Below are 25,590 nucleotides of genomic sequence, written 5' to 3'. Positions count from 1 at the left end.
TGCGCTGAGCTTGCATCAGGCGGCCTCCCTGACCGGGACAGGACCATACAATGCTTCACTGATGGCCGCATGGCAGGCGCGGCCGAGCCGGTTGCGCTCCATGCCGCGACTATCGATCGGTTGTAGCAACTGAATCTCTACTGCCGCATGGTCTGCACCCAATAACCTGATTAGATGGGACAGCAGATCGTCGTCGCCGATGAAGGGCGAGATGGGGTCAAGCTCACCATTGCGCAAATAGCGAATCGCTACAGGCTGTATGGGCATGCCGGTTTCAATTGCGCACGCCAGCAAGCGGGAGTGGAAAGTACGCAGCGCGGCGCCGTTCGTAGTAGTCCCTTCGGGAAAGATCAGCAGGCTGCGTCCCTGACGGAGCTCCTCGCCCAGCTGTTGGTTGAGCATGCCGCTGTCACCGCTGCCTCGCTTGATGAACAAGGTGCCAGCCTCGGCGGCTAGCCAGCCAAGCAGGGGCCAGTGGCGCAGCTCGGATTTGGACAGGAACGCCATCGGCTGCAGCATGCCAAGCAGGGGGATGTCCGCCCAGGACTGGTGATTGGAGAGCCACAGTGCTGTGCGACTAGGCTGAACGCCTGTCAGGTGCACCTTGTAGGGTAAGGCTGCTGCCAATCGCGCAAGCCACCAGCGGCAGAGCCAGTGGCGCGCCGCATGTCTCGGCGACTTGCCGATCACGGCTTGCAGCCGTAAACCGCTCGCCAGTATCAACCCGATCGCCACTACAGCGGCCAGCCGGGCGAGACGCGCATAAAGCCTCAGCCGGCGCATCAGACGGCTGCCTTGAAGTGCCTGGCATAGCGCGGACAGAGTTCGTCGCGCTTGAGCAGAATGAACACGTCGGCCACCTGGAAATCAGGGTCCCAGCAAGGCTCTCCGCATATTTTCGCCCCAAGCCGCAGGTAGGCTTTGAGGAGAGGTGGGGTTTCGGCAATGACGTTTTCCGGGATTTCCAGAAGGGGCAGCGGGTTCTTGGGGTTGGCGCGCAGCAGCTCGGTGCTCAGGTAGCGCTCGCGGATGCGCTGCATGATGGCGTGGGCCTGGATGCCGCCGTCGCGCATGGGGATGCTTGCGCAGCCCATAAGATAGCGATAGCCGCCCTGGTTGAGTGCGTCTGCCAGCATGCTCCAGAGCACTGCGATGGTTGCGCCGTTGCGGTAGGCCGGATGCACGCAGGTGCGTCCGATCTCCAGAATGGGCGCATCCAGTTCGGCGAGGCCGTCCAGGTTGAACTCCCCTTCGCTGTAGAAACGTCCAAGCCCGCGGGCCGTAAGATTGTCCAACAGTCGAGTGGTGGCAACGAGTTCGCCGCTATCGAGATCGCGTACGCCTATGTGGCTGCAGTGGACATCGAACTCGTCGCAGTCCAGCCCGGTTTCGGTGCCTTGCGCCAGCGCTCCGAACTCGGCGCTGAATACTCTGTAACGCAGCGCCTGAGCCTCACGAAGTGCCACATGTCCATGTAGACGCTCCGCTTGCAGGCGTCGAGTGGTGCGAGGGAAATCAATGGTGGTCATGCCCTGTCTCCTGGTCAGCCTTGGCGTGGCAATGCATTCGGAGCGCTTGATTGTTATGGTTGGCGTTCCGTCAATCTGATGCCGGCTCAGGCTATGCAGGGGTGGTGTCACGGCGGTTACGAATCGATGATGCTTGGATGACGGCGCATCACGATTTCTCAGCATTGGGTTCAACCTTGGAGTCCGATCGATGCGCTGGCATGATCTGCTTGGTCCGCAGCAACGCCTGCCGCAATTTGCGGCGCTGGACGATTGGTTCGCAGCCCTGCGAGCACAGGATGCGGCAGACCCTTTCGAGCTCGCAGTGCTGGGTGGCCGTGTCTCGATCACGCCCGGTCTAGCCTTCCTTGCCGGCTACCAGGCAGCGTTGCGTCGCCTCTGGCCGGAGGCGCCAGATGGGCTCGGTGCCTTGTGCGCAACGGAGAATCGTAGGTTGCGCCCGGCTGACATGCAGACGCGTCTATCCGGGCAGCAGGTGTCCGGGCGAAAGGATTTTGTGACCGGGGGTCCCGCAGCGAACTGGCTGCTGGTCCCGGCGCGCGATGAACCGACAGGTGATTCTCCACGGCTGACCCTGTGCGTTGTTGACAGCGGTGAGCTGGGCGTACACGTCGAGATCGGCCCGCCGTTGCCGGTGGTTCCCGATATTCCGCACGGCCGCCTGCACCTTGAAAGCGCGCCGTGCCGCCGCTTGCACGGCGACGGCTGGGACGATTACGTCAAGCCATTCAGAACCTTGGAAGATCTGCACGTGCTGACCGCGCTGGTCAGCTGGCTCTACGGAATCGGATTGGAGGAGGGCTGGCCCCAGCGGCTCCAGTTACAGTTGGCTGGCATTCTTGCCGGGGCGGCTGAATGCTCACGATCCTCGCCGGCAGATGCAGCCACACACCTTTTGTTGGCGTCGCTGAGTCTTCAGTTCGACACCCTTGCCGGTGACATCGATGTAGCGCTGGGCAATGGTCCGGCGAAGTGGCGTCAACTCTGGCACCGCGACCGGGGCGTGCTGCAGCTGGCCCGTGCCGCTCAGGCCAAACGCCTGGCCCAGGCTGCAGCTGCGGTCGGCCTGACTGCCGAAGGCGACGTGACCGAATGAGCTAACGCTTCGGGCTCGGGAACCTATCGAAGCGCCACGGACCTATAACAGGCGTGCCGCAGCGGGCGGCTCATTTTCCGCCTTTTCAATGACGGTCGACCCTGCGTCATTCTGCGTATCCATTTGGACAAGGATTTCACTATTGAGCTGCATCGCGATTCTCGGCCAGTGTTCATCGCCCGCGCGGGATGGCCGCTCATGATGCTCGCCGGGGAAGTCTTCCCGTGGCGAGATGCCAATCACTTCCAGTTGCTGATCGACGGGCCGCAGTTCTTCCCACGCATGTTGGCGAGCATCGAGGCTGCCGACCGGCGGGTGGATATCGAACTTTACCTGGTCGAAGACGGCCAGTGCGTCGAGCTACTCTTTGACAGCCTGGTGGCTGCTGCTGAGCGCGGGGTACGGGTGCGTTGCCTGTTCGATGGTTTCGGCTGCCTCAAGCTTGGGCAGAAGGCCAGGCAGCGGTTGGCCGATGCGGGCATCGAGTTGCGGTTGTACAACCCGCTCAAGATCAATCTGAAGTTTCGAAACCTGCACCGGGATCACCGCAAGCTCATTGTGGTCGACGACAGCCTTTGTTTCGTCGGCGGCACGGGGGCAACGGACGAGTTCTGGAATCCCGAACGTTCCGACGAGCACTGGCACGAAGCAATGGTGGAAATTACCGGTCCACTGGTCACCGACTGGCGTCGTCTTTTCGACGTGCAATGGACGCTGTGCTTGAAAAAACGCATCTGGCAGCTGCCGCTACCGCAGCGGCTGCCCAAGGTGCCGGCCAACCCGCTAGTCGGCGATGGTATGGGGAGAGTCGCCTATTCGGCTGCGCGCCAGCACCGTGACATCCTCCATAGCCTGCTCCGTAACCTGCGCCGTGCGGAGCGTCGGATCTGGCTGGCGACGCCATACTTCCTGCCTACCGGCCGCGTGCGTCGGGAGCTGATGCGCGCAGCCAGGCGCGGTGTCGATGTGCAGCTGTTGCTGACCAGCCGCAATACCGATCACCCATCGGTTCGCTATGCAGGACAGCGTTATTACCCGCGGCTGCTACGGGCTGGCGTGCGAATTCATGAATATCAGCCACACTTCCTTCACTTGAAAATGGTGCTGGTCGATGACTGGGTCAGCGTTGGTTCATGCAACTTCGATCATTGGAATCTGCGCTGGAATCTGGAGGCCAATCTCGAAACACTCGACAGGCCCTTCAGCGCCTCCGTGGCGCAAAGCTTCGAAGATGATTTCTCCCGCAGTATCGAGATCGACCTTCAGCAGTGGCACTCTCGGCCACTGAGCCAGCGCATCTATCAACGCATGTGGGGGCTGCTGGATCGCCTGGTGATCAACATATTCAACCGAAGCGGCTGACGGCGCCGCCCGAGCCGTCCTTGAAACGATGTAACCAATGGAGCGTACTTTATGGCTGCGAAGAAGATTCTGATGCTGGTCGGCGACTATGTCGAAGATTACGAAACCATGGTGCCATTTCAGGCGTTGCAGATGGTGGGCCACACCGTGCACGCAGTCTGCCCTGACAAGAAAGCCGGGGATACGGTGCGTACCGCCATCCACGACTTCGAGGGTGACCAGACCTACAGCGAAAAACCTGGGCATAACTTCGTGCTGAATTTCGATTTCGCTGCGGTCCGCGCCGAAGACTATGACGCCCTCGTTGTGCCAGGTGGTCGCTCCCCTGAGTATTTGAGGCTCAATGATCAGGTCTTGGGACTGGTGAAGAATTTCGCAGAAGCGAAAAAGCCGATCGCGGCGGTCTGTCATGGCGCCCAACTGCTCGCCGCGGCTGATGTCCTCAAAGGGCGTGCTTGCAGCGCTTACCCAGCCTGCGCACCGGAGGTACGACTCGCTGGTGGCGAGTTTGTCGACATCGCTGTCGATAAGGCTCACACCGAAGGTAATCTGGTGACCGCTCCCGCCTGGCCCGCTCATCCTGCCTGGTTGACAGCGTTCCTGGAACTCCTAGGAACACGCATCACCCTGTAAGATGTCGCGCCGTTCGGAAGGCCCGCGCTTGCGACCTGCTTGGCGGGCCTTTTATTCAGCCGTTACGCTCGAGAACTCCATGACCCAGGCAAAAGATCCCCTTCACGGCGTAACGCTTGAAGCGATTCTCGTCGAGCTTCAAGCGCATCTAGGTTGGGACGGCTTGGCGGAGCGGGTCGACATCCGCTGTTTCAAAAGCGACCCAAGCATCAAGTCGAGCCTGACCTTCCTCAGGAAAACCCCATGGGCTCGGGCAAAGGTCGAAGCCCTGTTCGTGCAGCTGCGCCAAATCGGGAACGTTTGATCGGCTAACAGTTTTCCTTGCTGCATTCCGCTGGTCAGCCACCTCCCAGATAATCACCGCATTCGCTCAAGTTCGTCGATCTCCGCCCGATCTCTGTAACAGATTGATTCGTCATGACTGGTGGGTCTGTCTGGAATCAAATAGCCATCACGGAGATCAGAAATGAGAAATAACGGGCCGGTTAGCAACACCGAGCGGAGCTTTCCGGCGCATCAGCGACTGATCTCTGCTACCGATACGCAGGGCAAAATTCTGTATTGCAACGATGAATTCGTCGCGATCAGCGGCTATGCCAGAGATGAGTTGATCGGCAGTGATCACAATCTGGTTCGCCATCCGGACATGCCTCCAGCGGTGTTCCAGGCAATGTGGGGATACCTCAAGGCCGGCAAGAGCTGGATGGGGGTGGTCAAGAACCGTTGCAAGAACGGCGACTTCTACTGGGTCAGCGCTTATGTCACGCCAATTCTCGACGACGGCAGGCTGACTGGCTTCGAGTCGGTGCGGGTCAAGCCGACTGCTGAGCAGGTTGCGCAGGCCTCTGCGCTTTATGCGCGGCTGCGCGCGGGGCAGCCTGCCGTCCCGCTCGCGCGCCGGATCACTGGCTGGGCGCGCGCGTTGGCGCTGCCTATGAGCGCTGCCGTCCTGGCGACGGCGGGGATGTTCTGGTTACCGCCTGCGGTAGAGGTGGTCGTGGTGCTTGGCCTGTTCTTCGCGCTGGGTCTTAGCTGCCATGTCTCCGCAGAGCGACAGCTCGAACGGATTCTGGACCGTGTTCCCCAGGCATTCACCGACCCGGTCGTCGCGTTGACCTATACCCCTCAGTTCGGTAACGCGGCGCGGCTGGAAATGGCATTGATCAGTGAAGACGCCCGTTTGCGCACTGCGTTGACTCGTCTTTCCGACCTGGCCGAGCAGGTCGAAAGCGCATCGGCGGAAACCTCCGTACTAGCTAGCCAGACCGAGAACGATCTGCGCCAGCAACTCGGTGAAACCGATATGACCGCAACCGCAGTCACCCAGATGACGGCGTCGATCACCGAAGTTGCCAGTCACGTTCAGCAGACCGCGATAGAGGCGGGTACGGCCAACGGTTTGGCAAACGAAGGCGACCGGGTCGCCGCCAGTTCGCGCAAGGCGATGGAAATGCTCGCCAACACCGTGACCAATATCGGCAATGCGGTAAATGATCTGGCCGGCGAAACCCAGCAGATCATGTCGGCCGCTGGGATGATCCAGAGCATCGCCGAGCAGACCAATCTGCTGGCGCTCAATGCCGCGATCGAGGCTGCGCGCGCTGGCGAGCAGGGCCGTGGCTTCGCAGTGGTTGCGGACGAGGTACGCGCGCTGGCCAGCAAGACCCGAGATTCGACGCAGCAGATCCAGGGCATCATCCAGTCCCTGACCAGCAAGGCAGGTGAAGCGGTTGCGATTGCGCAGGTTGGCGACAAGGAAGCCGCACAAGGGCTGGCCCAGGTCATCGAAGCCCAGCAAGCCCTGCAGGGGATTCGGGAAGCGGTCAATCGCATTACCGGGATGAGTCAGCAGATGGCCGCTGCGGCCGAGGAGCAGGCACATGTGGCGGAAGATATCGCCCGGCAGGTCACCAGCATTGCCGTGACAACCGATAGCAACGTAAGCAAGGCGGATCTGACCATGCAGCGCGGTCGCGACCTGGAAGGCGCGGCACGTGGACTGCGAGCACTGGTCGAGCGCTTCAATCGCTGACCTTCACGCAAACAAAAAGCCCGGCACTCTAGCCGGGCTTTTTTTGGCGTGACGCTTACTGCACTTCGACCGCCAGGCTGTCCGCGATCTTCTTCTGCCAGATCGCCGGACCGGTGATGTGCACCGACTCGCCGTTGGTATCGACGGCAACGGTGACCGGCATGTCCTTCACTTCGAACTCGTAGATCGCTTCCATGCCAAGCTCGGCGAATGCCAGTACCTTGGACTTCTTGATCGCCTGGGCAACCAGATAAGCCGCACCGCCGACCGCCATCAGGTAGACGGCCTTGTTGTCCTTGATAGCGTCGATGGCAATCGGGCCACGCTCGGACTTGCCGATCATGCCCAGCAGACCAGTGCTCTCGAGAATCTGACGGGTGAACTTGTCCATGCGCGTCGCGGTGGTCGGGCCAGCCGGGCCAACCACTTCGTCGCCAACCGGATCGACCGGGCCGACGTAGTAGATGAAGCGGCCCTTGAGGTCCACTGGCAGCTCCTCACCCTTGTTCAGCATGTCGACCATGCGCTTGTGGGCAGCATCGCGGCCGGTGAGCATCTTGCCGTTGAGCAGGACGGTTTCGCCCGGCTTCCAGCTCTGCACTTCTTCCGGGGTGATGGTGTCGAGGTTGACGCGGCGCGCGCTCGGGCCGGCTTCCCAGACGATTTCCGGATAGGCGTCCAGCGGCGGCGGGGTCAGCTCAGCAGGGCCGGAGCCGTCGAGCACGAAGTGTGCGTGGCGCGTAGCGGCGCAGTTGGGGATCATGCATACCGGCAAGGAAGCGGCATGGGTCGGGTAATCCATGATCTTCACGTCGAGCACGGTGGTCAGGCCGCCCAGGCCCTGTGCGCCGATACCCAACTGATTGACCTTCTCGAACAGCTCCAGACGCATCTCCTCGATGCGGTTCTGCGGGCCGCGGGCCTTCAGCTCGTGGATGTCGATGGATTCCATCAGGACTTCCTTGGCCATCACCGCGGCTTTCTCGGCAGTGCCGCCGATGCCGATGCCGAGCATTCCGGGCGGGCACCAGCCAGCGCCCATGGTCGGAACGGTCTTGAGAACCCAGTCGACGATGGAGTCGGACGGGTTAAGCATGGCCATCTTCGACTTGTTTTCCGAGCCGCCGCCCTTGGCTGCGACGTCCACTTCAACCTTGTCGCCGGGAACGATGGAGTAATGAATGACGGCGGGGGTGTTGTCTTTCGTGTTCTTACGGGAACCTGCGGGGTCGGCAAGGATCGAAGCCCGCAGAACGTTCTCCGGCAGGTTGTAGGCACGGCGAACGCCTTCGTTGATCATGTCGTCCAGGCTCATGGTGGCGCCGTCCCAGCGCACGTCCATTCCCACGCGAACGAATACAGTCACGATGCCGGTATCCTGGCAGATCGGCCGGTGACCGGTCGCGCACATCCGCGAATTGATCAGAATCTGCGCCATTGAATCACGTGCGGCTGGAGACTCTTCGCGCAGGTAGGCCTCGTGCATCGCCTGAATGAAATCGACGGGGTGGTAATAGGAGATGAACTGCAAAGCGTCTGCAACGCTTTGTATCAGGTCGTCTTGCTTGATCACGGTCATGCAGCGCGTCCTCTTGGCGGGGCGGAGACAAGGCGCGCCGAGGAAGGCAACCAGCGCGCTCAGGTTGAAAAAGGCGCGGCAGTATAACCTGCCGTGACGAAGGGAACACAGACGGACCAAAGGTGAAGGGATGCACTACAAAGCTGGCATGACGCTGCCCAAAAACAAGGGTTTTGCGCCAGATCGGATCGTTGCCTCGGCTATGGCGCGAGGTCGATGAGCATGAACAGGTTGGATGTGAACTGCCGGCTACAGTGCCGGCAGATGGTGTTTCGCTGTACCACTGATCCGGCGACTTATGGGCTTTTTCCAAGGCTCAGCGTAAAGTGTGTCGGATTGCCATTATGGGAAGGAATCCATGCGCGCGAGTCGTGATGAGAGCGATCAGCAGGCGCTGCAGTTGTTGGTAACCAAGCGCTTCGGCATGGCTGCTGCCACCTATGGCCTTGCCTTGCTGCTGACCTGGATTACGTATGTCGGTGGCTTCTACCAGGCGCCGATTGAAACTGCCATCGCCGGATCCATGCTGATCCTGTGCAGCCAGTTGGGCTTGTTCTGGGTCTTCTACAAAGGTCACAACCTGCGCTTCAGAGATCCTAGCCTGACTGAACCTCAGGTTCTGGTGGCCTTGGTCTGGCTGACATTTTTTCTATTCAATCTGGGTCAGAACCGCGGCTATCTGCTGGTGCTGTATGTGCTGGTGCTGATGTTCGCTGTTTTCCTGCCGCCGAAAAAGTTCGCGCGCTACGCCGTTCTGGCGCTGCTCAGCTTTGGCAGCATGTCGCTGTTGGACGCATATCAGGGGCGTTTGACCGATCCCCAGGCCGCGCTTCTGCAGACCGGCGTGTTGCTGGTCACACTGATCTGGATGTGCTTATTTGTCGGGTATGTGTACAAATTGCGCCAGCGGATGCGTCAACGTCGTTTCGCCCTGCAGGCGCATCAGGAAACGCTGCGGGGCATGATGCGGCAGCTGGAGGATCTGGCCTCGACCGATGAGCTGACAGGCCTCTATAACCGGCGGCACTTCATCCGCCTGGCCGAGACGGAGCTTAGTCGGTTACGGGCAGCGCACCAGTCAGGTCTGGCACTGATCGACCTTGACCACTTCAAGCGCATCAATGATCTGCACGGGCACGCGACGGGCGACCGGGTATTGCAAACCTTCGCCTCCGTGGCGCGTTCCTGTCTGCGTGATGGGGACATCCTGGCGCGTTACGGCGGCGAAGAATTTGTTCTGTTACTTCCGCATACCGATGCCGATCAGGTTAGCGCCTGCTGCGAACGCTTGCGCGAAGCCTTTGCCAATGCCCAGCCGCTGGATGTGAAGCTGCAGCCTGGCCATCTCAGCCTCTCGGTAGGGCTGACGCTGCTCAGAGCCGGCGACAATCTCGACGAGGCCTTGCAGCGTGCCGATGAGGCACTCTATCGAGCCAAGGGCAACGGCCGCAACCGCTGTGAGGCAAGCTGGACGACGACCAGTGCCTGAGATCACTCACCAGGGCATGACTTGGACGGTGGCCACCGGCACCAATCTGCTTGATGCTCTCAATGGCGCCGGTCTCAACGTGCCCCATAGCTGCCGTGCTGGTAGTTGCCATGTCTGTCTGGTGCGGTGCCTCGATGGTGAACCGGATGATGCTCATCCGGAGGCCCTGGATCCTGCGCGGCGACTGGAAGGATGGCGGCTGGCCTGCCAGTGCTCCGTCAGTGAAAACCTCAGCGTCGCCGTTTTCGATCCCGCCAGGGAGGGATTGCCAGCACATGTGCAGGGGCTCGATTGGCTTAGTGAACATGTGCTTCGGCTAAGGCTGATACCTGAACGCCCTTTGCGCTATCACGCCGGTCAGCATGTTTTGTTGTGGTCGGCCAACGGCCTGGCGCGGCCTTATTCGCTGGCCAGTATCCCTTTTGATGAGCGCTGGCTCGAGTTCCATATCGACTGCGCGCGCCCTGGCGCTTTCAGCAACGTAGCGCGTTCGCTGGCCAAGGGTGATCAGTTGATGCTTGGCCAGTTGCATGCCGGAGCGTTGCGCTACGATCCGGACTGGCAGAGCCGTCCGCTGCTGCTGATGGCCGCCGGTACTGGCCTCGCGCCGCTTTGGGGAGTGCTCCGTGAAGCACTGCGGCAGGGGCATGAAGGGCCGATCCGGCTGATACACGTCTGTCGTGTTCACTCCTATCTCCAGGCCGCCCTGGCAGATCTTGCCGAACAGCATGCGAACCTTAGTGTCGAGATGATCGTTCGTGAGCAACTGGCTGGTCGCCTGCAAGCCTTGCGTGTGACATCGCGGCATGAGATGGCGTTGATCTGCGGAGGCAGTGACTTCGTCGATGCCTGCTCAAAGCGGATGTTTCTGGCGGGGTTGCCCAGGGGGCAGATATTGGGTGACGCTTTTATCACGCGTCAGGTAGAAGGCTGAGAGGTTGCCATGCCAACAGGCACGACCGGCAGAGGTCGTGCCTGAAGGGAAGATTGATCAGCTGAGCGAGTCGCCGACGCGCAGGATCTTCATGGTGTTGGTGCCGCCGGTGCCATGATAGGTGTCTCCCTTGGTCAGGATCACCCAATCACCAACATTGACGATGTTGCGCTTGAGCAATTCATCCACGGCAGACTGGCTGACCTTGTCGGCGGGTAGCGCTGCCGGGTCGAAGGGAATGGTCTGCACGCCGCGGAACATGGCCACACGTGCCTGGGTTTCGCGATGGGGTGAGAAGGCGAAAATCGGAACCGACGAGCGAATCCGCGACATGATCAATGGGGTATAGCCGCTTTCGGTCAGGCTGATGATCGCCTTGACGCCCGGAAAATGGTTGGCCGTGTACATGGCCGCCAGCGCAGTGCTCTCGTCGCTGCGCTCGAAGCTCTGGCCAAGGCGATGACCGGACTTGATGCTGGTCGGGTGCTTCTCGGCGCCAACGCACACGCGCGCCATGGCCTTGATTGCCTCGATCGGGTACTCGCCTGCGGCACTTTCGGCCGAGAGCATTACCGCATCGGTGTAGTCGAGCACCGCATTGGCTACATCGGACACTTCGGCGCGAGTCGGCATTGGGTTCTGGATCATCGACTCCATCATCTGGGTCGCGGTGATCACGATCTTGTTGTTCCGGCGTGCGTGCAGAATGATTTTCTTCTGTATGCCCACCAGCTCGGCATCGCCGATTTCAACACCAAGGTCGCCCCGGGCGACCATCACGCCATCGCTGGCGCGAATCAGTCCATCCAAGGCTTCGTCATCGGCTACCGCTTCGGCACGCTCGATCTTGGCAATCAGCCAGGCGCTCGAACCGGCTTCATCGCGCAGGCGGCGGGCCAGCTCCATGTCGGCCGCGTCACGCGGGAAGGATACAGCCAGATAGTCAAGATCCATTTCGGCGGCCAGCTTGATATCGGCCTTGTCCTTTGCCGTCAGGGCCGGCGCGGTCAGCCCGCCCCCACGGCGGTTGATGCCCTTGTTATCCGAAAGCGGCCCGCCTATCAGCACGGTGCAATGCAGCTCATCCGCGGTGGCGCTGTCTACTCGCATTACCACACGACCGTCGTCGAGCAGCAGCTCGTCGCCAACGCTGCAGTCTTTCACCAGGTCGGGATAGTCGATGCCGACTACCTCTTGGGTGCCGGCATCACGAGGGTGGGTGACGGAGAAGCGGAAGCTGTCGCCTTCAGCCAACTCGATGCGCTTGTTGGTGAACTTGGCGATGCGGATCTTCGGACCTTGCAGATCGCCCAGCAGGGCGACGAAACGGCCGTGCTTGGCGGCGATATCCCGTACCAGTTGAGCCCGAGCGCGGTGCTCGTCCGGTGCGCCGTGAGAAAAATTGAGGCGTGCGACGTCGAGTCCGGCCACGATCATTTTTTCCAGCACCTCGGGCGAGCTGCTGGCAGGGCCCAGTGTGGCGACGATTTTGGTACGGCGCGAAATCATTCAATGCTCCTTTTTCAGAATGGCCGGCAGGCTACTATGCCGTGGGGATGTAGTCATCGTTGGGTTGCACTACTCTTTGATCGAGAGCTGCGAGGCCCTTGAAGGCTTAACAAAAGCGCCGAACGGGCTGCAGTTCTTCCCGCGGTGGTCGATATGCGGTGATCGGAGGATTCTTACCCATGCGCACTCTTGTCATTCTATTTCTGGCCACCCTAAGCGTAGGCTGCAGCAGCAGAAACGCACTCGATCGTCATCTGGACGCCGCGTATCAGCATTATCAGCTCGGTGATTGCGACCGGGTAATGCTCGAACTTTCTCAGGCAGAGCGACGCAGTCGCCCGCGCGATAATCTTCAACCCGAGATATCTCTGCTGCGCGGCCAGTGCCTGGAGCGCCTCGGGCTTTTCGTCGATGCAGTGGAAACCTATCGCTTCATTCAGACCCGTTATCCGGCCACCGAATATGCGTTCCGTGGTCGCGCGAGGCTGGAGACGTTACGTCAGTTAGGGCACTATCAGCCAGAGGAACGGGCGGTGACCCACGCCGTCAAACCTTGAAGCAGAAAACCAGTTATGACTGACTGGGCGGGAAGGAACCCATGCGCATCACTCCGATTGTATTGGTAGCGTTTGTTGTATCGCCCTGGGCGACAGCCGAGATCTATCGCTGGGTCGATGCCCAGGGAAACGTGCACTTCGACTCTCGTTCGCGCCCTGGTGCCGAGCAGGTTGAGGTGCGGCCCCAGGTCATCGAGCGCGACGAGGCGACGCGTGTCCGGGAAGCGCGGACCGAGCGGTTCTTCGACGCTCGACGGCAGGAGCAGCAGGCCGCTAAACAGGCCGCAGGTGAGTGGCGCGTAAAGCGTGAGCGGGCGTGCAGCGAGTGGAAGCAGCAGTTGTCGCAGTTGTCCGAAGGTGGACGCTACTTTCGTGAAGATGCAAAGGGTGAGCGGGTCTACTACAGTGATGAAGAAATAGGGGCAACGCGGCGGCAGTTGGCCAGTCGTATCGGTCAGAACTGCAGCTGAGCGGCTGGCAACGGTCGCGGCGATCATTTTGGCGGCAGGCCCGGAACCGATGAACATGCTCAATCAACGCAGTATCCAGCGGCACCAGCTGCCGTATTACCTCAACGTTTTCAATCGGTTTACCGATAAGCCGCTGGGCTTTATCGGCAATTTGTCAGAGACCGGGCTGATGCTCATCAGCCCTTATCCTATGATGACCAATGCGCGTTTCGATATGCGCCTGAAGATACCTGGTCAGCACGGTCAGCTGCGCTTTATCGACTTCAGCGCCACCTGTCGCTGGTCTCGTGAGGACGTCACGCCAGGCAGCTTCGACTCTGGTTTCGTGCTGAACACACCGCCCAGCGACATCCGCAACATGATCGACGCGCTGCATCACTATTTCAGTTTTCGTCCGATGTTGAGCATTCCACCGGCTCGTCTGCCACACGGTGAGGCGCCACCCAGCCGGGCAGCCGATCAGGACCGCTGTCACGGCGTCTGAACGACACGTTCGCTAGAATGAGCCGGCTTTCTTCCACGCCAGGTAACGACTGATCAACGCCGGCCCCAGCTCCTGGGGTCTAGCGTCTAGTACCGGCACTTTTTGGGCTTGCAGCCGTTCATGCAGACGGCTGCGGGCACTCAGATAATCCATGGTCCCACAGTAGGCTAGCGCGTCCTCGAACGTGCGCAGCGGCCGCTCGCGAAGTTCGTCGAGCACGGACTCGCGCAGGCTCACCACCAGTACACGGTGGCGCTGGGAAAGCTGGCGAACCGCACCCAGCAAGTTTTCATCGTCCTCGTCGCGCAGATTGCTCAGAACGATTACCAGTGCCCGTCGCTTCTGCTTTCTCAGCACATCGCTGGCTGCCTGCATGAAGTCTGCGGGTTGTCGGGTATTGATCAGGTCGTAGCTGCCATTGAGCAATGCGCTGAGCTGCGATTGCCCCTTGCCCGGCGGGAGGAAGCGCGGCTGCTCGGTTGCGAAGGTGTACAGGCCCAGCGCATCGCCTTGGCGCAAGGCGGTGTAGGCCAGCAAAAGACTCGCGTTGAGCGCATGATCGAAATGTGAGTAAGTGCCGTCCTGACTGCGCATGCGGCGGCCGCAATCTAGCATCAGCAGAATCTGTTGATCGCGCTCGTCCTGATACTCGCGAGCGATGGGCGCGCGCTTACGCGCTGTGGCCTTCCAGTCAATCTGGCGGAGCGTGTCACCTTCGCGAAATTCGCGGAGCTGGTGAAAGTCCAGGCCCAGGCCGCGTCGTGGTTGCTGGCGCACACCGAGGCGGCTCAGCCAGCTATCCACAGCCATTAGCGGTGCACCGTGCAGACGGGTGAAGTCAGGAAATACGCGCGTCTGCGAGGTCAATGACAGCAGGCGACGCTGGCGCCACAACCCCAGCGGGCTGTGCAGTCGAAGCTCACAGTTGTCGAAACGGAAGTGACCGCGCTGATCGGGGCAAAGCTGGTAGCTGATTTCGCAGTGTTCGCCGGGCAAAAGCCTCACTGACTGGGGCAGATGCTGGAGCGTCATGCCGACTGGCACATGGTCGAAGATGTCGACCCGCATTGGCCCGACTGGTGCGGCGTGAAGCTGAAGTCGCACTTCTTGCCAGCGACCCAGTGCCAGGTGACCTGGCAGGCTGCGTTGCAGCGCTGGTGATGGCAGCCGACTCAGGCGCCAAGCGTCGAGGGTCATTACCGCACCGGCGCATAGCAGCAAGCCCCACCAAGCGGTGCTGGCCGCGGCAGGTGTTGGCTTGCCAAGCGCTGAAAGCAAGCCCAGCGTCAGTGCAAGGGTGAACAGCGCGATCAGCCCGTAGACCATTTGCCGTGATGGACTCATCGCGTGCTCCTCGAAGCGGATCGAATCACAGTCTTGGCGCCGCCACCTGATCGAGCAACTGGCGGAGCAACTGGTCAACTGAAACGCCTTCGATATCTGTCTCGGGCGAGAGTCGTACGCGATGCCTCAGTACGGCCAGAGCGCAGCCCTTCACGTCGTCGGGGGTCACGAATGTACCCCCGCGCAACAACGCTCTAGCCCGTGCGCAACGAACCAGCGCGATAGACGCCCGCGGACCTGCCCCAAGTACGAGGCCCGGCCAGTCGCGTGTCGAGCGTGCGAGGCGTACGGCGTAATCGAGCACTTGCTCGTCGAGCGGCAGGTCGCTGGCAATCTTCTGCAGGGCCTGGACGTCCTTTGCCTGCAGCAAAACTCGAAGCCCACTGACGTCGAGAATGTCGGTGCGCGCGGAGCGGGTGACTTGGCGAACCAGCTCCAGCTCCTCTTCGGCCAGCGGATAATCCATGCGCAACATCAGCATGAAACGATCCAGCTCTGCTTCCGGTAGCGGGTAGGTGCCTTCCTGTTCGATCGGGTTCTGCGTGGCCATTACGAGAAAGGGCTGCGGTGCGGCCAGTGCTCGGCCCTCAAGAGTGACCTGGCGTTCCTGCATGACTTCCAGCAGCGCCGCCTGGGTCTTTGCCGGCGCGCGGTTGATCTCGTCGGCCAGAAGCAGGTTGGTGAATACCGGGCCCTTGCGCAACTTGAACTGCTCGCTGGTCATGTCGTAGACAGCATGGCCTGTGATGTCGCTCGGCATCAGGTCCGGAGTGAACTGGATGCGCGAAAACTCTCCGCCAAAGCAGCGTGCCAGGGCACGTACCAGCAACGTCTTGCCAAGCCCCGGGACGCCCTCGACCAGTACATGTCCGCCAGCGATCAGGGCGGTGAGCACGCCATCGACAACATCCTGCTGGCCGATGATGGCCTTGTGCAGTTCCTGCCGTAGCGCCTGTGCCAGTTGAGTGGCGCGTTGGAGCTGGCTGCTTGCATGGGCGGCAGGCGAGGCGTCTTGGGCAACCTGATTCGGTTCGCTTGTGGCTTCACTCATAGAGAATTCCTGAGGGTTTGCAGATGGGCAACCTGTGAGGTGAACTCGGCAACGCTGACCGGCTTGGGCGTTGGCGGCCGTAAGGCGTGATCAATGGTGTCGATGGTAAGGCCGCTGAATGCCGCCAGTACCTGACATTGCTGGTCATGGGCCAATGTTTCGTAACCGGGATGTCGGCGCTGTGCCTGCCGCATGATGTCGTGTTGCAGGCTGGTCAGCAGATGGCCTTGACCGGCACGCCGGTAGAGAAAATCCGCGCTTGCCCGAATGTGCTCCTCGAGCTGCCGCCGGCCGTGATTGGTAGTCTCGATGAGCGGCCCCAGACGATGTGACAGGTGCCATAGCGTGAATGCCAGGATCAACAGCAATGCCAGCAGTGCTTCGGGAAAGTGCTTTAGCAACTGTTTGGCCAGACTGTCGTGACCGGTGCGATAAACAAAGGTCACCTCCCGGTCCTGCGTTAGGTACCAGAGTAGCCAGGCGTGATCATAGCCATCGATTCTGTCGTTCTGCCAAATCCAACTGTCGGTCAGCGCCGTGATCAGGCCTGCTCCGTGCTGCAGTTGCAGCATATGCGTGGCCCCCTGGCTGTTGGCCCAGGCGTGCGCTTTCTTACCCGCATCGTAGAGGTGAAAGCTGGTGTCGAAAGCGAGATACGCCGGTGCTTCCTCGTTTTCAAGATATAGCCGGGTCAGTTCAAGATTCCTATCGGCGCCCGATTGTTTGCTTGAATCAGCTGACTCTTCTGCGATCGTTTCGTACTGCTGCAAACCAAGGGCGTCGAGCAACAGATCGCCGCTACTGGCCGAACGCTCGTCCCAGATGCGCTCTGCGACAAATACCAGATGGCCTCCATTGGTCACCCATTCGAGCAGCTGCTCCGCTTGCATCGGGGTCATGTCTGCGCGCTCGCCCAGCAATAACAAAATCCGGTTTTCCGGCGGCAACCCGCCCAATGCTGCCAAGTTGTCTGCACGATCGACCGCGCGTTTTTGGGCGACGAGGAACTGCTCGGCTGCCAGATACGGCGTACTGCGTACCTCTGGTGCTGGCCCGTGTTCGATCACTTCACTATAAGAAGTTGCCTTGCTGGCAGCGAAGGCCAGCAAGGCGGCGATCAGCACCGCGACCAGCAGCAGGCTGGAGATGCGACGGCGGCTCATGCTGCGGCTCCTGTGAACAGGGCTCGCCACTGCTCGCATAGCTCGTCCTTAACGGAATCAGGCGGAGTCTGATGCCCGTATGCGAGCCTCAGCCAGTGTTCCGTGAGCGCTTCGGCAAATCTGAGCAGCGTCGGATCATACTGGCGCAACAGCGCGAGAATCTCTCCTTCGGTGTGGGCGGTCCTCAACGGCAATTGGTGTTCATGCAACAGATGGCTAAGCAGGCCTCTGTAGAGCAGGCCAAGCGCCTTGCGCGGGTGGTCCGGCCAAAGCCGTTCGACTTCTGCGGCAATATCCGGTGGCAGGCTTTCAGGCTGCAGCTGGAGGCCGAACATAACAGCAGGTGTGTTTGGTCGCGTTTTGCCAGTTATGCGAGATGGCGAGACATGCAACTTGAGCCAGTCACGATATCGCCAGATGGTGTAGGCCATAAGGCCGAAAAGCGTGGCCCAGAGAAGTGCCTCTATCGCCGAAGCCAAGTGCTCGACGCTGCGCTGCATGCCGCCTGTTCCCAGCAAGGTATCGAGCAGTTGCGCAAGCCAGCCGGGTTCCCCCTCGGTCTGGTCATCGCCGAAGCGCCAGCGGGTGACCGTCTCCTGGTTCCGGAACGGTGGCTGATTCAGAAGGTGAGAGATCTGTTCGCGTGCATCTTTGCCGGTCAGCGGTTGATTGAGCAGGCGTTCGCTTTCGGGCTCGAGAGATTTGGGCAGTTGTTCGACTTCCGGCGCCGCTTGGGCGTCCATTGCCAATGGATTGAGGAATAGACCCATGGCGAGCACTACCGCGGGCAGCAGCGGTGCGAGCCTCTGAAGTAACCGGCGGAAGCTCAACTCGATATCCCAGGCCTCGAGTATGGTGCGGCGATTTATATAGACGCTGAAACCGCTGGCAACGTAAATCGGCTCCCAGATCATCAGGACCAGCACGTAAAGCAGATTGGTCAGATGCTCGAACCAGAGCCAGTTGCCCTCCATATTCAATAAGTCACGCCAGGTCCAGTCGGCTAGCATTTGTGACGGAATCAGCATGTAAAGCAACGCGAGCGCACCCAGCCACAGGCCGCTTTCAAGGTGGGCGCCAACGATGGTGAGCCAGCGTGCAGGACCGCTGTCGCGTTGCCTCAGCACGCTCAGACGTTGCTGTCTGGTCGCGCCTGATAGGCCTTCGAGCTGAACGACCGGCAGATCGAAGCTGCGGGTCAGGCTGAAACGACGCCATGTCAGGCTAGAAAACCACTGTGGGCGCAGCACGCTGGGTAATGCCCTGAAGCTTTCGCGCAGGGTTGGCGTATCACCGAACAGCGAGCGGGACAGAATGAGCAACGGCAGACGCTCATAAAGTGGCTTGCACCACCAGAACAGCAGCAGAGACAGCGTCGGGTGTTGCCACAGCAGGGCACTGGTCAGCGCAAACACAGGCAGGGTCAAAAGCGCCCAGCTGAGCATCAGCAGCCCGGCGTGCCGACGCGCCAGCAGGATCCCCAGATCCAATGCCTCCCAGGCGCTGCGGGGACGGATCGCCATGGTTGCGTCATTCAGTTGCATGGTCGTTCCTGCCGCTCATCAGCAGATAAAGGCCTACCATCAGCCATAACAGCAAGCCGACCGCGTACTTCACCAGCGCTGACGGATAAGTCATTGATGACCAATACGCTTCTACAAATGCGGCTATCAGCAACATGAGTGTGGCGCCAGCGATGAGCCGTACCGCTTGCCTGGCTGCTAACCGAAGGGCATCGGTTCTTCTCAGTCGCCCGGGCGCGATGAGTGCGGCGCCGAGCTTCAAGCCGGCTGCACCTGCGAGCGTAATGGCCGTCAGCTCGAAGGCTCCGTGCCCGATCACGAACGACCAGAATGGCTCGTGATAGCCGATTCCGGTCAGATGACCAGCGATGGCGCCTATGATCAGGCCATTGAACAAGAGGTAGAAGACGCTGCCCGCGCCGAACAGGAGGCCGCCGGCAAACGTCTGGAAGGCGATGCCGATGTTGTGCATGACGTAGTAGCTGAACATCATCCAGTCATCGCTCGAACCACGCTCGCCGAAGCGGCCAAGGCGGCTGGCGTCGGGGTCGTACATATCCTCCATCTGCGCCACCTGATCCGGGCTGACGAGGCTATAGATCAGCTCAGGAAAGATCAGTACAAGCACAGTCATGCCAAGTAGGCTGCCATAGAACAGCAGGCTAGCTGCCGCGATATACCGCCATTCCTGGCGGATTAATCGACCAAAGCCGCCCAAAATGAACCCTAACAGGCGCCCAAGCAGAGGACTGCGGTGGCGATAAAGCTGCTGGTGCCCGCGCTGTGCCAGCGACTGCAGATCATTGACCGCTTGAGCGCTGTACCCGCGGGCCTGAGCCAGCGCGAGCTGTTGGCAAATGCGCCGATAGGCAGCGGGGAAACCCGCGATGGAAATCGCAGAGGACTGCTTGCCTCGCTCAAGGGCATCGAGCGTTTTGGCAAAGGCCTCCCATTCGCTCTGATGTTGGCGTTGGAATTGGCTCTGTTTCATGCCGGGCCTACCAGGCCGCGGGCGATCCCATGGAGTTGCGCTTCGGCCAGTTCGGGTGTCGTTTGCAATGGGGAGGCGAGAATCCCAGCCAGCTCCTCTCTGCGCGCGGGCGACAGGCTTGCTTGCCGCTCGGCGAAACTGATCAGCGCGCGTTGCTCGTAAAGTTCGAGCGGGAAGGGCGGCGCAACGGGATCGACATTCGGAAGTAGCGCTTTCGTGCCTACCGGCTCGCGATAGACAACCATCGTGCCGGCTGCCAGGTCGCCGAGGCGTTTGAACGACGGATGCCAGAGGCAGCAGATAGCCCCGAGAAAGTAGCCGAACGGCAGCATGTCGACGAACCGCAGCAAATTGCGTGTTAGCGATGAGGCCCAGCCTACCGGAGTGCCGTCATCGTGAATCACCTTCAGGCCCAGCCAGTGTTTGCCTGGCGTTCGACCATCGTTCAGCACTTCGAAAAGCACCATGTACCACCACTGCACGACAAACATCAGCAGCGCACCGGCGCCCATGCCGAACTGACCCAAGGACGCCAGCCCCAGGCCCAGCGTTGCCAGTAGAGCCAGGCGGATTACCAGATCAAGCGCAAACGCCAGGACGCGGGGCACCAGGCCGGCTGGACGCAGCACCAGGTCGATGCCCTCTGGCGTTTCAACCCGGTATGTGTTGTCCAGAGGTGGTGAGTCAGGAGGCAATGGCTGTGCTCGATGACGAGTAAGGTGGGGGATCGCTTGGGGCGACGCTCATCTGGTCGACTTGTCGATCAGCGCACATAGGTACGATCAGCCCCGCTGCAAGGCACTATGAAACCACCGAACTGTCTGTTTCGGCCAGAGGCTCTGCTCTGATTTGGGCCAGGATGCCGGTTGCAGCGCTCAGGCGCGCTAGACTGCGCCCGAAGATTGATAGGGAGGCTCCCGTGACGTCCAGCATCTTCTGGTATGACTTCGAAACCACCGGTATTTCCCCGCGCTGCGACCGACCGCTGCAGGTCGCTGGCATTCGCACTAACGAGGCGCTGGAGGAAGTCGGCGAGCCGCTGAATATCTATTGTCGTCTGAGCGACGATATTTTGCCGCACCCTGCGGCATGTCTGGTAACTGGCATCACTCCGCGCACTCTGGCCGAAAAGGGCCTGCCTGAATCCGAGTTTGTCGCGCGCCTGCATCGAGAGCTGGCCCAGCCGGGCACCTGTAGTGCTGGCTATAACACCCTGCGTTTCGACGATGAGGTGCTGCGATACACCCTGTACCGGAATTTCCATGATCCCTATGCGCGGGAGTGGCAGGGTGGCAACAGCCGCTGGGATCTCATAGACCTGGTTCGTACTGCTTATGCGCTGAGACCCGAAGGGCTGATCTGGCCGGAGGAAGACGGTCGCGTTTCGCTCAAGCTCGAGCGGCTGAGTTCGGCCAATGGGCTCGAACATCTGCACGCGCATGATGCGCTGTCGGACGTACGCGCAACCATCGCCCTGGCAAGGCTGATACGCCAGCGCCAGCCAAAACTCTACGACTACCTGTACAAGTTGCGACGCAAGAGCGCGGTCATCGAGCAGATCAAGCTGCTCAGGCCGATGGTGCACATTTCCGGGCGCTTCTCCGCCGCCCGGCATTATCTATCGGTTGTCCTGCCGCTGGCGTGGCATCCGCGCAACCGCAACGCGCTGATCGTGTGTGACCTGAACGCCGAGTGCTCCCCGCTGTGGGAGGAAACCGGCGAGGACCTTCGTCACCGGCTGTATACCCGGAGGGAAGACTTGGGGGACAAACTTCCGACCCCGTTGAAATTGGTGCACGTGAATAAATGCCCGGTTCTGGTGCCCATGAATGTTTTGCGTGAGTCGGATATCGAGCGGCTTGGTCTCGATCTCCAGTGTTGCGAGTGCCGCGCTCAAGAGCTGCGTGACCGCCTTCCTGAGTGGAGTTCGAAGCTCGCCGATGTTTACGAGGAGCAGGCGTTCGCGGGGCTGGTGGATCCCGAACAACAGCTATATGAAGGGTTTCTGGGTGATTGGGATCGTCGGCTCTGTGATCAGGTCCGTACTGGGGACTGGTATTCAGGTGATGCGCCGTCTTTTGACGATGCACGTTTGCCAGAACTTCATTTTCGTTATCGGGCGCGTAATTACCCCGAATCCCTTTCGGCCGAGGAAAGAATGCGTTGGGATACGTTTTGCCTGCAACGCTTAACTCTTCCTGAATTCGGCGCGCCAAACACGCTGCAGCAATTCGACGCTGCCGTGCAGGCGCTGCAGTCATCAGCGAGCTCGAAGCAGCTGGTTCTACTGCAGCAATGGTCAGCGCACGCCAATGAATTGCGAAAGCGCTACATTCGCTGATCTTTCTTCCAACCACAAAAAAGCCATCTGGCTTCGTTTCGAAGCTTCAGATGGCTTGGATAGAGCGAAAGTTTTAGCCGAGCAGAGTGGCCCAGCCCTCAACTTCGTCGGAGCCCCACTGGGCTTTCCATTCCTTCAGGGTTTTGTGATTGCCGCCTTTGGTTTCAATAACTTCGCCGTTATGCGGGTTCTTGTACTGCTTGACGCGACGGGCGCGCTTGGTCGCCGTAGGTGTTTTCGTGGCTCGCGCTGTCTTGCTGTTTCTGGCATCTGGATCGAGCAGGGCGATGATGTCGCGCAGCGACTTCTGATATTCACCCATCAGTTCACGCAGCTTACCTTCGAACTCGAGCTCTTTCTTCAGCTTGTCATCGGCCGATAGAGACTTCAGGCGTTCCTGGAGTTCCTTGATAGCTTCTTCTGTGGCGCGGTATTCATTGATCAGCGACATGTCACTTCCTTGGTATAGGTTTGAACGCAAGTGTCGCCAATCATAGACAGCTGCAATGCACAAGTAAATATAGCGTTGAATAAAGTTATGGTTTTTAACCATTACTTTTTATTGAGTACCAGTTAGTTCAATGACTTGCTGGTTCTCACGCTGAGAAAGTTGCGTAGAGCGGGTTGTCATCAAATATTTCCAGCTATGTTAGCGGCTGCGTATTAACCGCCAAGGTCCGCAGCGCTCTTAGGAAACGGGTGATAGGCCAGCGCTACGGTTATAAAAACTAACAGTAAAGCCCTGCGCTCGCTGAGGAATAGGGCATCCGCACAGCTCGGTCGTTCAATGCCTGGGGGCCAATCATCTGGTTGCGGTTTTCTTCGCTGCGCTAGAATGCGCGACCTTTTACATGTCGGAGTTTATTCATGCGCACGTTCAGGCTGGTCATTGCCTGCCCCGATGGCGTTGGCATCGTTGCCAAGGTCAGTAATTTCCTGGCTACTTACAATGGTTGGATCACGGAAGCCAACCATCACTCGGACCATCAGAGTGGCTGGTTTTTCATGCGCCATGAAATCCGCGCCGACTCGCTGCCTTTCGATCTCGATGGCTTCCGTCAGGCGTTCTCGCCGATTGCCCGTGAGTTCTCCATGGAGTGGCGAATTACCGATTCGCAAGAGCGCAAGCGCGTCGTACTCATGGCCAGTAGAGAGTCGCATTGTCTCGCCGATCTTCTGCACAGGTGGCACAGCGGCGAGCTGGATTGCGACATTCCCTGCGTCATTTCAAACCACGATGATTTGCGCAGCATGGTCGAGTGGCACGGTATTCCGTACTTTCATGTGCCCGTTGAGCCTGGGCGCAAGGAAGAGGCATTCGCCGAGGTGTCACGCCTGGTCCGTGAACAACAAGCGGATGTAATTGTGCTTGCTCGTTATATGCAGATTCTGCCGGCGGAGTTATGTGAAGAGTTCGCGCAGCGCGTAATCAATATTCACCACAGCTTTCTGCCTTCTTTCGTTGGCGCCAAGCCATACCATCAAGCCTCTCTGCGGGGCGTGAAGCTGATCGGCGCAACCTGTCATTACGTAACCGAAGAGCTGGACGCTGGCCCGATAATCGAGCAGGACGTGGTACGCGTCAGCCATCGTGACAGCATCGAGGACATGGTTCGGCTGGGCAAGGATGTGGAAAAGATGGTGCTGTCGCGTGGGCTGCGCTATCACTTGGAGGAGCGCGTACTGGTTCATAGCAACAAGACGTTGGTATTTAACTGACTGCCACTCCGGCGCGGAGGTGTGAGTGACCGATCCAATGGAAAAAGCAGGTGCAACCGCGCCGCCAATCATTGGCGCCGGATGTACGCAACGGTTCGATCCAGAGTACCTGGGGCCGGATCTCGGTACGGACTTCCCGGGCGCTGCTGAGCTTTGGAAGCTGTACCGCTCCACCGCCGGAGGGAAGGAGCAGAACTCAGCCATGCCACTGAGGCCGACAGATGAATATCGCGCTTCCGCTCAGCGAACAGCTATCGCCAGTTCTACGCCACCACGTCAAGGAATTCATCTGATGAGTGAAGGTGATCGTTTTGTATTGGGTGCCGACGCGTCTGGCGAGCCGAACACCCACCCGTTACGGTTAGTCAATCGCCACGGCCTGATTGCCGGTGCAACAGGTACAGGCAAGACTGTTACCCTCCAGCGACTTGCCGAGCAGTTCAGCGACGCGGGGATCGCTGTCTTCGCAGCCGATATCAAAGGCGACCTCTGCGGGCTGGGGGCGGCCGGAGCGCCGCATGGCAAGATCGCTGATCGTATCGCCAGCATGCCCTGGCTTGATCACAAGCCGCAGGCATATCCCGTCACTCTTTGGGATGTCCATGGTCGGTCCGGCCATCCTTTGCGCACAACGCTCACCGAAATGGACCCACTCCTGCTTGGTGGTTTGCTCGATCTGACCGATAGCCAGCAGGCCGCACTTTATGCCGCCTACAAGGTGGCTGACAGTGAGGGCTTGCTGCTACTGGATCTGAAGGACCTCAAGGCGCTGCTGGGTTATCTCAAGCAAAATCCGACAGCGCTGGGGGATGATCAGGCGCTGTTGAACGGTGCTTCCTCCCAGGCACTACTGCGGCGTCTGGCTACGCTTGAACAGCAAGGGGCCGAGGCTCTGTTCGGTGAACCTGCGCTGGCATTGGAAGATATCTTGCAGCCGGCCAGCGATGGACGCGGACCTATTCATTTGCTGGACGCCAGTCAGCTCGTGCATCAGGCACCGAAGGTCTACGCCACCTTCCTCTTGTGGTTGTTGGCCGAGCTGTTCGAGCAATTGCCCGAACGTGGCGATGCAGACAGACCGCTGCTGGCGCTGTTTTTCGACGAGGCGCATCTGTTATTCGGCGATACACCGAAAGCGCTGCAGGAGCGGCTGGTACAGGTCGTGCGGTTGATTCGTTCGAAGGGCGTCGGCGTGTACTTCGTTACCCAGTCGCCGACCGATTTGCCCGATGAAGTATTGGCGCAGTTGGGGCTACGTATCCAGCATGGTCTCAGGGCCTATACCGTAAAGGAACAGAAAGCCCTGCGTGCTGTGGCGGATGGCTTTCGTGCCAATCCGGCATTCTCTACTCTCGACTGCCTGGTAGACTTGGGAATCGGCGAAGCGCTGGTGGGCGGGATGGAAAACAAGGGCGTGCCGACCATAGTGCAGCGCGTAGCGATCGCGCCGCCGCAATCTCGGATTGGGCCGCTAACCGAGGATGAAAGACGTGCGTTGATCGCCGCCTCACCATTGCGTTTGCGCTACGAGAAAGCTGTTGATCGAGAGTCGGCTTACGAAATCTTGCTCGAACGTGCGCAACAGGCGGCCGTAGCCGAGCCTACGGTGAAAAGTGGAAAACCCGCGGCGGCGCCCGGCGATGCGTTAGGCGATCTTGTCGGACGTGTGGTCAAGAGCGCAGCGCGTCAGGCTGCGTCACAACTGGGACGACAACTGGCGAGGGGGTTGATGGGCTCTCTTCTTGGCAAAAAGCGCTAGTTCTGAGCAATCAGCACTGGCTGAA

24 protein-coding genes are annotated in these 25,590 nt (G+C 59.9%); 13 read left to right on the top strand and 11 right to left on the bottom strand.

Annotated features, from left to right (window positions below; all coding sequences use genetic code 11):
• Positions 1 to 15: 15 nt before the first annotated feature.
• Together EA797_RS12430 and olsB are read right to left on the bottom strand one after the other, a co-directional pair.
• Positions 16 to 783 carry a lysophospholipid acyltransferase family protein gene (locus EA797_RS12430; protein ID WP_122165580.1) on the bottom strand — a complete coding sequence of 256 codons (768 nt, stop codon included), beginning with the start codon at positions 781 to 783 and terminating at the stop codon, positions 16 to 18.
• On the bottom strand, positions 783 to 1,529 hold the full coding sequence (gene olsB / locus EA797_RS12425) for an L-ornithine N(alpha)-acyltransferase (RefSeq protein ID WP_122165579.1): 747 nt from the start codon (positions 1,527 to 1,529) through the stop codon (positions 783 to 785). Before olsB ends, EA797_RS12430 begins: the two co-directional genes overlap by 1 nt.
• A gap of 190 nt (positions 1,530 to 1,719) precedes the next feature.
• Here olsB and EA797_RS12420 point away from each other — a divergent pair, with 190 nt between their 5' ends.
• The 5 genes from EA797_RS12420 to EA797_RS12400 all read left to right on the top strand — a co-directional run bounded on the left by EA797_RS12420 (position 1,720) and on the right by EA797_RS12400 (position 6,652).
• Positions 1,720 to 2,625, top strand: a complete 906-nt coding sequence (locus EA797_RS12420) for an acyl-CoA dehydrogenase family protein (protein ID WP_122165577.1) — start codon at positions 1,720 to 1,722, stop codon at positions 2,623 to 2,625.
• Between the two features lie 201 nt (positions 2,626 to 2,826).
• A complete protein-coding gene (locus tag EA797_RS12415) occupies positions 2,827 to 3,987 on the top strand; it encodes a phospholipase D-like domain-containing protein (protein WP_167468821.1) in 1,161 nt (386 codons plus the stop codon).
• 51 nt (positions 3,988 to 4,038) lie between these two features.
• On the top strand, positions 4,039 to 4,620 hold the full coding sequence (locus EA797_RS12410) for a DJ-1/PfpI family protein (RefSeq protein ID WP_122165575.1): 582 nt from the start codon (positions 4,039 to 4,041) through the stop codon (positions 4,618 to 4,620).
• 79 nt (positions 4,621 to 4,699) lie between these two features.
• Positions 4,700 to 4,924, top strand: a complete 225-nt coding sequence (locus EA797_RS12405; RefSeq protein WP_122166299.1) for a VF530 family protein — start codon at positions 4,700 to 4,702, stop codon at positions 4,922 to 4,924.
• 162 nt (positions 4,925 to 5,086) lie between these two features.
• Positions 5,087 to 6,652, top strand: a complete 1,566-nt coding sequence (locus EA797_RS12400) for a methyl-accepting chemotaxis protein (RefSeq protein ID WP_122165573.1) — start codon at positions 5,087 to 5,089, stop codon at positions 6,650 to 6,652.
• Positions 6,653 to 6,707: 55 nt separating this feature from the next.
• Here the strand turns inward: EA797_RS12400 and EA797_RS12395 are convergent, their stop codons facing one another.
• Entirely contained in the window at positions 6,708 to 8,231 is a 1,524-nt protein-coding gene (locus EA797_RS12395) for a fumarate hydratase (RefSeq protein ID WP_122165571.1), read from the bottom strand.
• Positions 8,232 to 8,589: 358 nt separating this feature from the next.
• On the opposite strand from EA797_RS12395, the gene EA797_RS12390 reads away from it, so the two are divergent.
• Both EA797_RS12390 and EA797_RS12385 read left to right on the top strand, forming a co-directional pair.
• A complete protein-coding gene (locus EA797_RS12390; RefSeq protein WP_122165569.1) occupies positions 8,590 to 9,720 on the top strand; it encodes a GGDEF domain-containing protein in 1,131 nt (376 codons plus the stop codon).
• On the top strand, positions 9,713 to 10,654 hold the full coding sequence (locus tag EA797_RS12385) for an iron-sulfur-binding ferredoxin reductase (protein ID WP_122165567.1): 942 nt from the start codon (positions 9,713 to 9,715) through the stop codon (positions 10,652 to 10,654). The genes EA797_RS12390 and EA797_RS12385 overlap by 8 nt, the downstream gene beginning before the upstream one ends.
• Positions 10,655 to 10,711: 57 nt before the next feature.
• Here EA797_RS12385 and pyk read toward each other — a convergent pair whose 3' ends face one another.
• Positions 10,712 to 12,163, bottom strand: coding sequence for a pyruvate kinase (gene pyk, locus EA797_RS12380; RefSeq protein ID WP_122165565.1), 1,452 nt, complete (start codon positions 12,161 to 12,163; stop codon positions 10,712 to 10,714).
• A gap of 179 nt (positions 12,164 to 12,342) precedes the next feature.
• Here pyk and EA797_RS12375 point away from each other — a divergent pair, with 179 nt between their 5' ends.
• The 3 genes from EA797_RS12375 to EA797_RS12365 are packed head-to-tail and all read left to right on the top strand — an operon-like array spanning position 12,343 to position 13,674.
• Positions 12,343 to 12,720 (top strand): tetratricopeptide repeat protein, encoded by a 378-nt coding sequence (locus EA797_RS12375; RefSeq protein WP_122165563.1) that lies wholly within the window; start codon positions 12,343 to 12,345, stop codon positions 12,718 to 12,720.
• A 47-nt stretch (positions 12,721 to 12,767) separates the two neighbouring features.
• Positions 12,768 to 13,190, top strand: a complete 423-nt coding sequence (locus EA797_RS12370) for a DUF4124 domain-containing protein (RefSeq protein WP_415846364.1) — start codon at positions 12,768 to 12,770, stop codon at positions 13,188 to 13,190.
• 49 nt (positions 13,191 to 13,239) lie between these two features.
• Entirely contained in the window at positions 13,240 to 13,674 is a 435-nt protein-coding gene (locus EA797_RS12365; RefSeq protein WP_122165560.1) for a PilZ domain-containing protein, read from the top strand.
• A gap of 12 nt (positions 13,675 to 13,686) precedes the next feature.
• Here EA797_RS12365 and EA797_RS12360 read toward each other — a convergent pair whose 3' ends face one another.
• The 6 genes from EA797_RS12360 to EA797_RS12335 are packed head-to-tail and all read right to left on the bottom strand — an operon-like array spanning position 13,687 to position 20,441.
• Positions 13,687 to 15,018 carry a DUF58 domain-containing protein gene (locus EA797_RS12360; RefSeq protein ID WP_122165558.1) on the bottom strand — a complete coding sequence of 444 codons (1,332 nt, stop codon included), beginning with the start codon at positions 15,016 to 15,018 and terminating at the stop codon, positions 13,687 to 13,689.
• Positions 15,019 to 15,043: 25 nt separating this feature from the next.
• Positions 15,044 to 16,069 (bottom strand): AAA family ATPase, encoded by a 1,026-nt coding sequence (locus tag EA797_RS12355; protein WP_122165556.1) that lies wholly within the window; start codon positions 16,067 to 16,069, stop codon positions 15,044 to 15,046.
• Positions 16,066 to 17,232, bottom strand: coding sequence for a DUF4350 domain-containing protein (locus EA797_RS12350; RefSeq protein ID WP_122165554.1), 1,167 nt, complete (start codon positions 17,230 to 17,232; stop codon positions 16,066 to 16,068). Before EA797_RS12350 ends, EA797_RS12355 begins: the two co-directional genes overlap by 4 nt.
• Complete coding sequence (locus tag EA797_RS12345; RefSeq protein ID WP_122165552.1) at positions 17,229 to 18,776, bottom strand: DUF4129 domain-containing protein; 1,548 nt, start codon at positions 18,774 to 18,776, stop codon at positions 17,229 to 17,231. Before EA797_RS12345 ends, EA797_RS12350 begins: the two co-directional genes overlap by 4 nt.
• Positions 18,763 to 19,746, bottom strand: a complete 984-nt coding sequence (locus EA797_RS12340; protein WP_122166297.1) for a stage II sporulation protein M — start codon at positions 19,744 to 19,746, stop codon at positions 18,763 to 18,765. Before EA797_RS12340 ends, EA797_RS12345 begins: the two co-directional genes overlap by 14 nt.
• Complete coding sequence (locus EA797_RS12335) at positions 19,743 to 20,441, bottom strand: RDD family protein (protein ID WP_122165550.1); 699 nt, start codon at positions 20,439 to 20,441, stop codon at positions 19,743 to 19,745. The genes EA797_RS12340 and EA797_RS12335 overlap by 4 nt, the downstream gene beginning before the upstream one ends.
• 224 nt (positions 20,442 to 20,665) lie before the next feature.
• Between EA797_RS12335 and sbcB the strand changes: the two genes are divergently transcribed.
• On the top strand, positions 20,666 to 22,087 hold the full coding sequence (gene sbcB / locus EA797_RS12330) for an exodeoxyribonuclease I (RefSeq protein ID WP_122165548.1): 1,422 nt from the start codon (positions 20,666 to 20,668) through the stop codon (positions 22,085 to 22,087).
• A 73-nt stretch (positions 22,088 to 22,160) separates the two neighbouring features.
• Here the strand turns inward: sbcB and mvaT are convergent, their stop codons facing one another.
• Positions 22,161 to 22,538: a histone-like nucleoid-structuring protein MvaT gene (mvaT, locus tag EA797_RS12325; protein WP_122165546.1), complete on the bottom strand. Its 378-nt coding sequence runs from the start codon at positions 22,536 to 22,538 to the stop codon at positions 22,161 to 22,163.
• 416 nt (positions 22,539 to 22,954) lie between these two features.
• Here mvaT and purU point away from each other — a divergent pair, with 416 nt between their 5' ends.
• Both purU and EA797_RS12315 read left to right on the top strand, forming a co-directional pair.
• Complete coding sequence (gene purU, locus EA797_RS12320; RefSeq protein WP_122165544.1) at positions 22,955 to 23,806, top strand: formyltetrahydrofolate deformylase; 852 nt, start codon at positions 22,955 to 22,957, stop codon at positions 23,804 to 23,806.
• A gap of 292 nt (positions 23,807 to 24,098) precedes the next feature.
• Positions 24,099 to 25,565: a helicase HerA-like domain-containing protein gene (locus EA797_RS12315; protein ID WP_122165542.1), complete on the top strand. Its 1,467-nt coding sequence runs from the start codon at positions 24,099 to 24,101 to the stop codon at positions 25,563 to 25,565.
• Positions 25,566 to 25,590: the final 25 nt, after the last annotated feature.

The organism is Stutzerimonas zhaodongensis (assembly GCF_003696365.1).
GTDB classification, from domain to species: Bacteria; Pseudomonadota; Gammaproteobacteria; order Pseudomonadales; family Pseudomonadaceae; genus Stutzerimonas; species Stutzerimonas zhaodongensis.
The sequence above is the reverse complement of the archived record's forward strand: the minus strand, read 5'-3'. Positions and strand labels throughout refer to the sequence as shown.